This is a genomic window from Cupriavidus sp. 2TAF22 (assembly GCF_052115045.1).
Lineage (GTDB): Bacteria > Pseudomonadota > Gammaproteobacteria > Burkholderiales > Burkholderiaceae > Cupriavidus.
The window spans coordinates 1-12331 of the sequence record NZ_JBFRFX010000085.1 but is presented as its reverse complement, the minus strand read 5'-3'; the positions used below and the strand labels follow the sequence as shown (position 1 = coordinate 12331).

Below are 12331 nucleotides of genomic sequence, written 5' to 3'. Positions count from 1 at the left end.
GAAGTGGCGCGCAAGCTATCCAGCGACGCCGGCTCGATGAAGATGTTCGACATTGCCGATCGCATTGAAGCCACCATGCAGGATGGCAAGAAGATGTTCGCCAACCTGGACTGGTTCAGCGCGGTGAGCTACCACATGATGGGCGTGCCCACCGCCATGTTCACCCCGCTGTTCGTGATCTCGCGCACCTCGGGCTGGGCCGCGCACATCATCGAGCAGCGCATCGACAACAAGATCATCCGCCCGAGCGCGAACTACACCGGGCCGGAGAACCTGAAGTTCGTGCCGATCGGCAAGCGCAAATGAGCAGATGAGCAAATGAGCAAGGGGCGCCGGGCGCCGCGGCCTGCAGTGCGCCGCAAGCCGCGTAGCGCGGCTGCCCGGGCCGAATTGTGTAACCAATGGCCGGGGTGCTTCGCCCCGACTTTCAAATCGTAGAGAATAGCGGCGGATATGTGACTGCCGGGCTTCCCGCCAGGCACCCGCCTTTTACCCCACACCAGAAGGAACCCACAGAATGAAGCATCTCGTCCTCGCCGCCTGCATCGGCGCATTTTCGCTGACCTCCGCCGGTGTTGCGATGGCCCAGGAACCGGCCACGAAGGCCGCTCCCGCCAAGAAGGCCCCGGCCAAGCACAGCACCAAGAAGACTGCCGCCGCACCGGAAGCCGCGGCCGCCCCGAATGGCGAAAAGTGGCAGTGCGAGCTGGGCCACGCCATCTATATCAGCGGCAACATGCTGCGCGACGAAGTCATCGTCCTGAACTGGGAAGGCCGCGAATACCGCCTGCCGCGCCTGTCCACCGTGACCGGCGCCGACCGTTACTACGACGCCCGCTCCGGCATGGACCTGGTCGTGATCCCGAGCAAGGCCATGCTGTTCAACAAGAACGCCGGCCAGCGCCTGGCCGACGAATGCCAGACCGCCGACATGCAGTCCGGCGGCTCGGCTCCGACCCAGGCAGGCGCGCTGCGCGCACCGGTCGCCACGCCGCTGCTGGTCGCCCCCGCGGCACCCGCAGCCGCCGCCGGCCAGGCCCCGGCGAAGCAATAAGCAGCCAGCCACGTAGCAAGCAGGCTCCGCAAGCATCACAAAGCAATAAAAAAGGCACCAGGAAGCACAAATACCGAGGGGGACCTCATGTCTGCACACATTCCGAACGTCCGGCCCGAACCTGACCAGGTACTGGTCGATATCGTCGAGTACGTGACCAGACACCCGATCAGGAGCGCGCTGGCCTATGACACGGCCCGCAACTGCCTGATCGACACCCTTGGCTGCGGCCTGGAAGCCTTGTCCTACCCCGCCTGCACCAAGCTGATGGGCCCCATCGTGCCCGGCACGGTGGTCCCCAACGGCGCCAAGATTCCCGGCACCCAATTCCAGCTCGACCCGGTCCAGGCCGCCTTCAATATCGGCGCCATGATCCGCTGGCTCGACTTCAACGACACCTGGCTTGCCGCCGAATGGGGCCACCCGTCGGACAACCTCGGCGGCATCCTCGCCACCGCCGACTGGCTCTCGCGCACCAGCGTGGCCGCCGGGCGCAAGCCGCTGACCATGAAAGACGTGCTCACCGGCATGATCAAGGCCCACGAGATCCAGGGCTGCATCGCGCTGGAAAACTCCTTCAACAAGGTCGGCCTGGACCACGTGGTGCTGGTCAAGGTGGCGTCCACCGCCGTGGTCGCCCAGATGCTCGGCCTCACGCGCGACGAGATCATCAACGCGGTGTCGCTGGCGTGGGTCGACGGACAGTCGCTGCGCACCTACCGCCACGCTCCCAACACCGGCAGCCGCAAGAGCTGGGCCGCCGGCGATGCCACCAGCCGCGCCGTGCGCCTGGCGCTGATCGCCAGGACCGGCGAGATGGGCTATCCCTCGGTGCTGTCGGCCAAGGGCTGGGGCTTCTACGACGTGCTGTTCAAGGGCCAGCCCTTGCGCTTCCAGCGCCCCTACGGCTCGTACGTGATGGAGAACGTACTGTTCAAGATCTCCTTCCCGGCCGAATTCCACTCGCAGACCGCGGTGGAGGCCGCGATGACCCTGCACGGCCAGCTTGCCGCCACAGGCCGCACCGCGGCGGACATCGGGCGCGTCACCATCCGCACGCACGAGGCCTGCATCCGCATCATCGACAAGCAGGGCCCGCTGGCGAACCCCGCCGACCGGGATCACTGCATCCAGTACATGGTCGCCGTGCCGCTGCTGTTCGGCCGGCTGACCGCCGAAGACTACGAAGACAAGGTCGCGGCCGACCCGCGCATCGACGCGCTGCGCGACAAGATCGCCTGCGTGGAAGACACCGCCTTCACCGCGGACTACCATGATCCCGGGAAGCGCTCGATCGCCAATGCCCTGACCGTGGAACTGAACGACGGCACGGTTTTGCCAGAAGTGGTGGTGGAATATCCGATCGGCCACAGGCGTCGCCGCGAAGACGGCATCCCCCTGCTGGTGGAGAAATTCAAGACCAACCTGGCGCGCCGCTTCCCGCCCAGGCAGCAGGAGGCCATCCTGGCCGTGTCGCTCGACCAGGCACGCCTGGAGGCGATGCCGGTCCACGAGTATGTGGATCTGTACGTGATCTGAGCAAAGCGGCCGCGCAACGCGCGCTGGCTTGCCCTACAATCGACGCGGTGCATGCAGTGGCAAGGCCTCGTCGGCGCAAGGCCGCACGCAGCAGCCGGAAGCAAGGCCAGGAAGCAGGAACCCAGAAGCAAAAAAAAGCAGCAAGGCAGAAGCAGCAGCAAGCATGAACACGGCGCCTCGCCGGCGCCCGCGCCGCACTGCGGGCTGGTTCCAGCGCCCGCAGTGCGGCCCGAGCAGCAAGACCGGTTTACGAGTCCAAGCTAGTCCGCACCATCTTTCGAATGGAGTAAGGCAATGCCCCACAATCTCAATAAGACTCTGAAAGAATTCAAGATCAGCCCCGGCGTCAAGGGCCAGTACTATTCCCTGCCGAAACTGGGCAAGGCACTGGGCGTGGCGGTCGAGCGCCTGCCGGTATCGATTCGCGTCGTGCTCGAATCGGTGCTGCGCAACTGCGACGGCAAGAAGGTCACCGAAGAACACGTGCGCCAACTGGCCAACTGGCAGCCGGTTGCCGAGCGCGTGGACGAAATCCCCTTCGTGGTAGCCCGCGTGGTGCTGCAGGACTTCACCGGCGTGCCGTTGCTGGCCGACCTGGCCGCCATGCGCAACGTGGCCGAGAAGATGGGCAAGAACCCCAAGAAGATCGAGCCGCTGGTCCCGGTGGACCTGGTGGTCGACCACTCGGTGCAGATCGACCATTTCCGCGAGAAGAAGGCGCTGGACCTCAATATGCAGCTGGAATTCCAGCGCAATAACGAGCGCTACCAGTTCATGAAGTGGGGCATGCAGGCCTTCGACACCTTCGGCGTGGTGCAGCCGGGCTTCGGCATCGTGCACCAGGTCAACCTGGAGTACCTCGCGCGCGGCGTGCACAAGAAGGACGGTGTGTACTACCCCGACACCCTGGTCGGCACCGACAGCCACACCACCATGATCAACGGCATCGGCGTGGTGGGCTGGGGCGTGGGCGGCATCGAGGCGGAAGCCGGCATGCTGGGCCAGCCGGTCTACTTCCTGACGCCGGACGTGGTCGGCGTGGAACTGAAGGGCCGCCTGCGCGAAGGCGTCACCGCTACCGACCTGGTGCTGACCATCACCGAAATGCTGCGCCGCGAAAAAGTGGTCGGCAAGTTCGTCGAGTTCTTCGGCGAAGGCACGGCGAGCCTGGCGCTGCCGGACCGCGCCACCATCGGCAACATGGCGCCCGAGTACGGCGCCACCATGGGCTTCTTCCCGGTCGACGAAAAGACCATCGACTACTTCAAGGGCACCGGCCGCACGGAAGAGGAGATCGCCGCCTTCGAAGGCTATTTCCGCGCCCAGAACATGTTCGGCGTGCCCAAGGCCGGCGAAATCGACTTCACCAAGGTCGTCACGCTCGATCTCGGCACCGTGGCTCCCTCGCTGGCCGGCCCCAAGCGCCCGCAGGACCGCATCGAGATCGGCAACGTCAAGACCACCTTTGCCTCGCTGTTCGCCAAGCCGACCGCCGAGAATGGCTTCAACAAGGACATCGCCGAGCTGGACAAGACCTACACCACGGCCGACGGCGTGAACGTGAAGAACGGCGACGTGCTGATCGCCGCCATCACCTCCTGCACCAACACCTCCAACCCGAGCGTGCTGCTGGCCGCCGGCCTGCTGGCCAAGAAGGCGGTGGAAGCCGGCCTGAAGGTGGCGCCGCACATCAAGACCTCGCTCGCTCCCGGCAGCCGCGTGGTGACGGAATACCTGCAGGCCACCGGCCTGCTGCCCTACCTGGAAAAGCTGGGCTTCGGCGTGACCGCCTACGGCTGCACCACCTGCATCGGCAACGCCGGCGACCTCACGCCGGAGCTCAATGAGGCCATCACCAAGAACGACCTGGTGGCCGCCGCGGTGCTGTCCGGCAACCGCAACTTCGAGGCGCGCATCCACCCGAACATCCGCGCCAACTTCCTGGCCTCGCCGCCGCTGGTGGTGGCCTACGCCATCGCCGGCAACGTCACGCGCGACCTGATGACCGAGCCGGTGGGCGTCGGCAAGGGCGACCGCGATATCTACCTGGGCGACATCTGGCCGACCTCGGAGGAAATCCACGCCCTGCTGAAGTTCGCCATGGACGCGGACGTCTTCCGGACCAACTACGAGCAGGTCAAGAAGCCGAGCAAGCTGTGGGCCAAGGTCAAGGGCACCAAGGGCCAGGTCTACGACTGGCCCGCGTCAACCTATATCGCCGAGCCGCCCTTCTTCCAGGACTTCGGCATGGAGCCGGCCGCGACCCAGTCCAGCGTGCGCAATGCGCGCGCGCTCGGCGTCTTCGGCGATTCCGTGACCACCGACCACATCTCGCCGGCCGGCTCGATCAAGGAAACCTCGCCCGCGGGCAAGTACCTGCAGGCCAACGGCGTGCTCAAGGCGGACTTCAACAGCTACGGCTCGCGCCGCGGCAACCATGAAGTCATGATGCGCGGCACCTTCGCCAACGTGCGCATCAAGAACCTGATGCTGCCGGTCAAGCCCGACGGCTCGCGCGTGGAAGGCGGCGTCACGCTGCACCAGCCCTCCGGCGAAGAAATGTCGATCTACGACGCCGCCATGAAGTACATCGCCGAAGGCACGCCCACCGTGGTGTTCGGCGGCGAGGAGTACGGCACCGGCTCGTCGCGCGACTGGGCGGCCAAGGGCACCCAACTGCTCGGCGTGAAGGCCGTGATCACGCGCAGCTTCGAGCGCATCCACCGCTCCAACCTGGTCGGCATGGGCGTGCTGCCGCTGCAGTTCAAGGGCAGCGACAGCGTGCAGTCGCTCGGCATCATCGGTAACGAGACCTTCGACATCGAAGGCATTGAGGGCGACCTCAAGCCGCAGCAGGACGTCACGCTGGTGATCAAGCGCTCCAATGGCGACGTGCAGCGCGTCCCGGTGTTGCTGCGCATCGACACGCCGATCGAAGTCGACTACTACAACCACGGCGGCATCCTGCCGTTCGTGCTGCGCCAGCTGCTGGCTGCCTGAGCGACAGCCCCCTTGCGGGGGCTGTCGCCCGGACATCGACGCCGCTGGCCGCGCGCCTCTACGGAGGCCGCGGCCAGCGGCGTTTTTTCTTTTGGGCTGCCGGCGCCGGGGTGGCATGAAAGCGCAGCGCGCGCCGCCCGGATGGCTCCGTAGCGCGCCGGCCCCTGTAAGTTCCATGCAAGCCTGCCCTGCCACACTGCCCGGCAACAAGAAGAAAGCAGCGCGCGGCGGCCATGCCGGCCGGCTTTGCAGCGGTTGCTTCAAACGCGCAATCCTATTGGACTATTGGAGACAACATGGTCAAGATCTTTATCGCCTTCATCGTCATCGCCGGCGCAGCCCTCTACCTGCTCACCAAGGGCGGTGGCGACATCTCCATCGGCGGCGAGCAGCACGGCGTGGAAAGCCACGCGCCGGAGACATCGCCGGCCCCCGCGCAAAAATAAGTGCGGCTGCGCGGCCATGCAGGCCCGCTGTGACGCCATGCAGCACTGCCTTTGCTGCACCGGACGCCATGTTTTGTCAACGCAGCGAGTAGAATACCGTTTTACCGAAAAACGGATGATCTCGACTTATGGCAGGTTTTCGCCCCAAGGCTACCCAACGTCTTTCGCCTGACGCCGAGCGTCTGGTGGCCGATGCGCTCGCGCTCGATGCCTCGGGCAGCCGCATGGAGGATGGATACTGGGAGCGGCGGCTCTCGCTGCGCCTGGGCCGGCTGCTGAAGAACGGCAGCCAGTCCGCGCTCGACGCGGCGCTCGAACACCTGTTCAAGCACAACGCCGACGCCTCCGACGTGCTAGCCGAGCAAGCCGAGACCCTGGCCGAGTCCGCCACTGTCGAAATCGACGGTGTCAGCTACGACGCCCTGCTGATCGCCGCGCCGATCCTCGCCCACACGCGCTACGCCATTCCCTCGGGCGCCCTGAAGCCCGAGCTGGCGCAGACGCTGTCGGTGCACATGCAGGCGCATGTGCTGGCTGCGGACACGCGCATGGCGCTGTCGCCCTATCTCTACAGCATCGACCAGCTGCCGCGCACGCACTGCGACACCTTCGCGCTGACCTACAAGCTGGTATCGGCGGCGATGTCGGGCACCACGCCCAAGGTCGACCTGCGCGACCTGCCGGAGACCGCGCCCATCCTGGCCGACCCGCGCTACCTGCTGGCCGTGGTGGTGGCGCCGCACGAGCAGGCCCTGTTCCGCTGGCAGGAAGATGTGAAGGAGCATCACGCCGAGCGCTCGGTGTGCCTGGAGCAATGGCGGACCCAGGTCCAGCCCTCGATCGCGCTGCTGCTGCCGGGCTGCGAGTTCGAACTGCTGCTGCCCGACGCCTTCTTCCTCTCCTGCCGCGAATCAGACAAGAGCATCCGCCCGCTCACGGTGCGTGCCGCCGTCAACTACCTGTGCGGCACGCTCGACGTGCCGGCCGGGCAGATGGCCGCGGTGGTGGCCGCCTTCGGCGAGGAGGAAGTCGAGGAATACCGCGTGGGCTTCACCATGCGCGGCGAGAAGGATGTGATCTACGGCATCGTCTGGCCGGTGTATGGCCGCGAGTCCGGCGAGATCGACGCCACCGAAAAGGACAACCCGCTCGAGCAGATCTGCGAAGAGCTGCGCAATGCCGGCGTGGAAGACATCTTCCGCCACGCCGCGCTGTTCGATCCCGAATACTGCGAAGATTGCGGCACGCCGCTCTACGCCGACCGTTCTGGCGAGATCGTCCACGCCGAACTGCCGGAAGACGCGCCGACGCAGCAGCCGCTCTTCCACTGAGCCCGCGCCCTGCGCCTTGCCGACGGCCCGCCTTGCGCGGGCCGTTTTCATTCCCGGGCGCCGCCTTGCGCGCGAACCCGTTCAGGCCGCCTGCGGCGGGCTCACGCAGCGCCACAAGGCATGCCCGGAGGCCGCGTACTTGCGCTCGAACGGCGTGATGGCCTCCACCGGCTGCCACGCCTCGGTCATCGCCGGCCGCCCGACCAGAGCCAGCGCCTGGGCGAACTCGTCGATATAGACCTGCCAGTTGCTGCGGCACTCCAGATAGTCCCCGCAGGCGGCCAGCGCCGGGAACACCGCGTGGCCCTGCCAACGCCGCCCCAGGTGACCGATCTTGGGCCACGGGTTCGGATACAGGACGTAGTGGCGCGCCACCGCGATACCCTCGGCCTGCAGCAGGCGCCAGACATCGACCAGGTCGGCGCGCGCCCAGGTGAAGTTGGCCGGCAGCGGGCCACCCCACCAGTCCTTGCCGCCGGTCAGCCGCTTTTCCGACTGGTCCACGCCGATCACGAAGTGGCCGGGGAAGGCCGTGGCCAGTTGCAGCGTGCTCTCGCCCACGCCGCAGCCGGCATCGAGGATCAGCGGCGGCGCCCCGGCTTGCTGCCATTGCTGCAGCGCGAGATCCAGCGCGCGCCGGCTGGGCTCGCCGATCGGCTTGCGGAACGGCTCGGCCAGGTGGCGCGCCACGCGGGCCGCGAGATGGTCATGGACATCGGCCTGCGCCGAGGTGATGGTGCGAGAGTTGGCAAACATGGGCGCGATTCTACCGGCTGCGCGCCCGGGCCGGCGAGCCAGGCCGCGCACCGCCGGTGGACGTGCGCGGTGCGGGCGGCGAACATAAGGTTATGACGCAGCTATCGCACATGGATGTCGTTTTGACGGCACAATGCGGGCAGCCGGGTAGACACGGGCGCCGGCAAGCGCGCCCCGTCACCCCCTTCTGAGAACCCGCCGACGCCTTCCCGCGCGAAAGCGACCGGCCCGTACTGGGAGCGCATCTCGATGACCGCCAACCGCCGCACACGCCATTTGACCAGCCGCCTTGCCGGCCGCCTGGAGCCCCTGATGCCACGCCGCGCCCTGCTTCGGGCCGGCGCGACGCTGGTGCTCGGCGGCGCCGCGCTGCTGATGCTGCCCGCCGGCGCGGCACACGCCGAGGACCTGCGCATCGGCCTGTCCGCCGACGTCACCTCGATGGACCCGCAGTGGAACAACGCCGGCCCCAACAACGCCATCGCGCTGCATATCTTCGAATCCCTGGTGTTCATGGACAAGAACGCCCGTTACATCCCGGGCCTGGCGCTGTCGTGGAAGCCGGTCAATGCCATCACCTGGGAGATCAAGCTGCGCCCCAACGTCAAATGGCACGACGGCTCGCCGTTCACCAGCGAAGACGTCAAGGCCTCGCTCGAGCGCCCCGAGAAGCTGGTCAGCAGCCCCGGCTCCTTCACCAGCTACACCAAGCCGATCGCGCGCATCGACACGCCCGACCCGCTCACCGTACGCCTGACCATGAGCGTGCCGAACTACGCCAACCTGGCCAACGACCTCAACAGCGTGCCGATCATGCCCAAGAAGGTGGCGGCCACGCTGAGCCAGGCCGACTTCGACTCGGGCAAGGCGATGATCGGCACCGGGCCGTTCAAGTTCGTGCGCTTCGCGCGCGGGCAGGAAATCGTAATGGCGAAGAACCCCGACTACTGGGGGCCCAAGGCCGAATGGGACCATGCCATCTTCCGCATCATCACCGACAACGGCGCGCGCAGCGCGGCGCTGCTGTCCGGCGACGTCGACGTGATCGAAAGCGTGCCGTCGGCCGACGTGGCCAAGCTCAGGCAAAACCCGAAATTCCGCATCGAGCAGCAGGTCTCCTGGCGCACCATCTTCTGGCAGATGGACCAGTCGCGCGACAACCCGCCGTTCGTCACCGACAAGGCCGGCAAGCCGCTCGGCAAGAACCCGTTCAAGGATGCGCGCGTGCGCGCGGCCATCAGCCACGCGCTCAACCGCGACGCCATCGTCAGCCGCATCATGGAAGGCCTGGCGGTGCCGGCCTCGTCGATCGTCTCGCCGCAGATCTTCGGCCATCCGGGCACCAAGCCCGATGCCTACGACCCCGAAGCCGCCAAGAAGCTGCTGGCCGCCGCCGGCTATCCAGACGGCTTCGGGCTGACGCTGCACGCCACCAACAACCGCTACCTGAACGACGCGGCCGTGGCGCAGGCCACCGCCAGCATGCTCACGCGCATCGGCATCCAGACCAAGGTGGAGACGCTGCCCGTGGCCGCCTACTTCACGCGCGCGCGCCAGGGCGACTTCGCCTTCGAGATGCTGGGCTGGGGCTCGGCGGCGGCCGACGTGGCGCTGCGCTCCATCACCGGCACGCCCAATCCCAAGACCGGCTACGGCACCTGGAACTGGGGCAAGTACAGCAATACGCAGCTCGACCAGCTGATCGAGAAGTCGCTCACCACCGTGAGCAGCGACAAGGCCCGCGAGGAAAACGCCCGCACGGCGGCGAAGTTCGCGCTGGCCGACCACGCCATCATCCCGTCGCACAGCCAGCTGGCGATGTGGGCGATGCGCAAGGACCTGAAGTACGAGGCGCGCACCGACGAGTGGTCGCTGGCGCAGTTCTTCCACAAGCAGTAAGCCCGCACCCGGCACCGGGCGGGCTGAGGGAGACTAGATCTGCAGCCCGTCCTCCTGCCGCGCATTGGCCGCGCGCAGGCCCTTGACCCAGGCGCGCGCGGGCAGCCCGGTGCCCTCCTCCACAACCTTGGCGCGCAGTTCCAGCACTTCCCACGACACGTCGATCGCCGGGCCGTTGAAGGCCAGCGCGATCACATTGCCGTCGTGCACTTCGGGGAACACCAGCACGCGGTCCTCGAAGGCCTCGCAGATGCGCACGATGTTCTTCGGGAAGCTGTCGTGGTCGCCGAACAGGTTGATGGTCATCACCCCCGGCGACTTCAGCACGCGGCGGCAGGCCTTGTAGAAGGCCGTGGTGTCCAGCACCGGGCCGCGCGCGGTGGCGTCGTACAGGTCCACCTGCAGCACGTCGAGCGCACCGGCATGGGTGCCGTCCATCACATAGTCCCAGGCATCCTGCTCGCGCACGGTCAGGCGCGCGTCGTCCTCGCGCAGGCCGAACATGCTGCGGCCGGCCACGATCACGGCGGGGTTCAGCTCCACGGCGGTAACCCGCGCCTTGCTGAACTGGCGGTGGCAGAACTTGGTCAGCGCCGCTGCCCCGAGGCCGAGCTGGGTGACATGGAAATCGGGCGCCGAGGGCGACAGGAACAGCAGCCACGCCATCATCTGCTGCGCGTACTCCAGCTCGATGGCATCCGGCTTGCGCAGGCGCATCGCGCCCTGCACCCACTCGGTGCCGAAGTGCAGGTAGCGCACGCCGTCCATCTCGGAGAAGGTCACCGGCGCGAAGCGCGGCGTCATGCGCTTTTCTTCGCGGGGTTCGGCGCGCTTCTTGCCGGCGCGCTGATCGGCGCGCTCATCGGCGCGCTGCGCGCCGTCGCGGCTGCGCTCGCCGCGCGCGGGTCGGCGCGAGGCCACGGCTTCAATGGATTTGCGTTTCAGGAGAGTCATGGCGATAAGAGGAGTGCGGGGGTACGAACACGCGCGCCGCCCGCCGGGGGCAGCACGCGGAGCAATGGAAACAGTGAAGCGGCCGGCCTCAGGACCTGCCGAGCGCGCCTTGCGCGCGCTGCAGCCATTCCCGGTTGTGCTCGCGCGCATGGCGCGGCCAGTGCTTGCCGTCGTGCACGATCTCGGCATACAGGGCCTGGGCGCGCTCCCGGTCGGCGGCATCCTGGCGCCCGGCCAGCCAGTCCGCGAACAGGCAGCGCGCGGCCGCGTCGCTGGCGCAGGTCAGCGCCTGCTCGAACGCGGCGCGCGTGCCAGGCGCATCGGTGGCGGCCAGGGCGCGCGCGTACAGCAAGGCAGGATCGGCCTGCTGGCGCGCCTGCGGCTGGCCTTCGAACAGGCGCGCGAGCGTGGCTGCGGCGCCAGCGTGCCCGCCGGTGGCGAACTGTGCGCGCGCCAGCCCCAGCAGCAGCGCGGGATCGCTGGCGAAGGGCCCGCTGGCGGCGGCCTCGTAGTGCTGCAGCGCCTCCTTGGGCTCATCGGCCTCCAGCAGCGCCGCGCCGAGGCGCATGCGGTGGTCGACGGTCGGCGCGCGGTCGAACGCGGCGCGCGCCTCGCGCACGGCGCGATTGGGATCCACCAGTTGCCCGATGGCGCGCGTGGCGGCGCGCGCACCGCGCGTCTGGCGCAGCGACGGCAGGTAGATGGCGAAGAAATACACCACGCTGCCCAGCCCGGGGAAAGCGAACAGGATCAGCAGCCAGTACATGTTCTGCTGGGTGCGCACCGCGTGGACGGCAAAATACAGCGCCACGATGACGTGAAAACCAATTCCGAGATAAGGCATCGTCCTTCTGTCCTGTCTGGCATGCTCCGGCGGACGCGCCGCCGGGGCTCATAGGCAGGATTGTGACAGATGCGCGCGGCGCGGTTCGACTTGCACCGGCAAGGCGCAGGCGGCCGAAGTTGCCGTTGCCGTCGACGCTAGAGCAGCCCGAGGGTGAACGCCTTCAGCGTTGCCGCCGCGCGCGTCGAGCATTCGAGCTTGCGGAAGATGCTCTCCACGTGGGTGCGCACCGTGCTGGGGCTGATCGACAGTGTGCGCGCGACTTCCTTGTTGCTCTCGCCCTGGCTGATGCGCCGCAGCACATCGGTCTCGCGCTCGGACAGCACGAGCGCCGTGCGGGGCGCGGCGCTCGCCTGCCTGCCGGCGGCCGCGGCCAGCGTGGCCTCGACCACATCCGCATCGAAGCGGCCACGCGCGGCTTCCTCGCGCAGCAAGGCCGCCGCCGCGTCCTGCGGCAGCGCGTCGCGCCACGGGCGGCGCGCGCGCAGCGCGGCCCACGCCGCCGATG

At 67.6% G+C, this 12331-nt stretch carries 11 protein-coding genes; 7 read left to right on the top strand and 4 right to left on the bottom strand.

Annotation, left to right across the window (positions count from 1 at the left end; genetic code table 11):
- The 6 genes from AB4Z48_RS39780 to AB4Z48_RS39755 form a co-directional block, all read left to right on the top strand.
- The coding region (locus AB4Z48_RS39780) for a citrate/2-methylcitrate synthase (RefSeq protein WP_441624288.1) at nucleotides 1-306 on the top strand (306 nt) is incomplete at its 5' end.
- Nucleotides 307-517: 211 nt separating this feature from the next.
- Nucleotides 518-1054: a hypothetical protein gene (locus tag AB4Z48_RS39775; protein ID WP_441624286.1), complete on the top strand. Its 537-nt coding sequence runs from the start codon at nucleotides 518-520 to the stop codon at nucleotides 1052-1054.
- 87 nt (nucleotides 1055-1141) lie between these two features.
- Nucleotides 1142-2593, top strand: a complete 1452-nt coding sequence (locus tag AB4Z48_RS39770; protein ID WP_441624284.1) for a bifunctional 2-methylcitrate dehydratase/aconitate hydratase — start codon at nucleotides 1142-1144, stop codon at nucleotides 2591-2593.
- A gap of 294 nt (nucleotides 2594-2887) precedes the next feature.
- Nucleotides 2888-5593 carry an aconitate hydratase AcnA gene (gene acnA, locus AB4Z48_RS39765; protein ID WP_441624282.1) on the top strand — a complete coding sequence of 902 codons (2706 nt, stop codon included), beginning with the start codon at nucleotides 2888-2890 and terminating at the stop codon, nucleotides 5591-5593.
- A gap of 296 nt (nucleotides 5594-5889) precedes the next feature.
- Complete coding sequence (locus tag AB4Z48_RS39760) at nucleotides 5890-6039, top strand: hypothetical protein (RefSeq protein ID WP_441624280.1); 150 nt, start codon at nucleotides 5890-5892, stop codon at nucleotides 6037-6039.
- A gap of 128 nt (nucleotides 6040-6167) precedes the next feature.
- Complete coding sequence (locus AB4Z48_RS39755; RefSeq protein ID WP_441624278.1) at nucleotides 6168-7370, top strand: DUF2863 family protein; 1203 nt, start codon at nucleotides 6168-6170, stop codon at nucleotides 7368-7370.
- 81 nt (nucleotides 7371-7451) lie between these two features.
- Here AB4Z48_RS39755 and AB4Z48_RS39750 read toward each other — a convergent pair whose 3' ends face one another.
- Nucleotides 7452-8126: a methyltransferase domain-containing protein gene (locus AB4Z48_RS39750; RefSeq protein WP_441624276.1), complete on the bottom strand. Its 675-nt coding sequence runs from the start codon at nucleotides 8124-8126 to the stop codon at nucleotides 7452-7454.
- Nucleotides 8127-8438: 312 nt separating this feature from the next.
- Between AB4Z48_RS39750 and AB4Z48_RS39745 the strand changes: the two genes are divergently transcribed.
- Entirely contained in the window at nucleotides 8439-10025 is a 1587-nt protein-coding gene (locus AB4Z48_RS39745; RefSeq protein WP_441624274.1) for an ABC transporter substrate-binding protein, read from the top strand.
- A 33-nt stretch (nucleotides 10026-10058) separates the two neighbouring features.
- Here the strand turns inward: AB4Z48_RS39745 and AB4Z48_RS39740 are convergent, their stop codons facing one another.
- From AB4Z48_RS39740 to AB4Z48_RS39730, 3 genes are all read right to left on the bottom strand, one after another.
- Nucleotides 10059-10979: a spermidine synthase gene (locus AB4Z48_RS39740; protein ID WP_441624272.1), complete on the bottom strand. Its 921-nt coding sequence runs from the start codon at nucleotides 10977-10979 to the stop codon at nucleotides 10059-10061.
- Nucleotides 10980-11067: 88 nt separating this feature from the next.
- Nucleotides 11068-11823 carry a tetratricopeptide repeat protein gene (locus tag AB4Z48_RS39735; RefSeq protein ID WP_441624270.1) on the bottom strand — a complete coding sequence of 252 codons (756 nt, stop codon included), beginning with the start codon at nucleotides 11821-11823 and terminating at the stop codon, nucleotides 11068-11070.
- Nucleotides 11824-11960: 137 nt separating this feature from the next.
- Nucleotides 11961-12331 (bottom strand): response regulator transcription factor (locus tag AB4Z48_RS39730; RefSeq protein WP_441624268.1); only part of this gene is annotated, 371 nt, incomplete at its 5' end.

Excerpts from the sequence above, each read along its gene's own strand:
- AB4Z48_RS39735 (WP_441624270.1), bottom strand. The coding sequence starts at position 11,823 with ATGCCTTATCTCGGAATTGGTTTTCACGTCATCGTGGCGCTGTATTTT.
- AB4Z48_RS39750 (WP_441624276.1), bottom strand. The coding sequence starts at position 8,126 with ATGTTTGCCAACTCTCGCACCATCACCTCGGCGCAGGCCGATGTCCAT.
- AB4Z48_RS39745 (WP_441624274.1), top strand. The coding sequence starts at position 8,439 with ATGCCACGCCGCGCCCTGCTTCGGGCCGGCGCGACGCTGGTGCTCGGC.
- acnA (WP_441624282.1), top strand. The coding sequence starts at position 2,888 with ATGCCCCACAATCTCAATAAGACTCTGAAAGAATTCAAGATCAGCCCC.
- AB4Z48_RS39775 (WP_441624286.1), top strand. The coding sequence starts at position 518 with ATGAAGCATCTCGTCCTCGCCGCCTGCATCGGCGCATTTTCGCTGACC.
- AB4Z48_RS39760 (WP_441624280.1), top strand. The coding sequence starts at position 5,890 with ATGGTCAAGATCTTTATCGCCTTCATCGTCATCGCCGGCGCAGCCCTC.
- AB4Z48_RS39740 (WP_441624272.1), bottom strand. The coding sequence starts at position 10,979 with ATGACTCTCCTGAAACGCAAATCCATTGAAGCCGTGGCCTCGCGCCGA.
- AB4Z48_RS39770 (WP_441624284.1), top strand. The coding sequence starts at position 1,142 with ATGTCTGCACACATTCCGAACGTCCGGCCCGAACCTGACCAGGTACTG.
- AB4Z48_RS39755 (WP_441624278.1), top strand. The coding sequence starts at position 6,168 with ATGGCAGGTTTTCGCCCCAAGGCTACCCAACGTCTTTCGCCTGACGCC.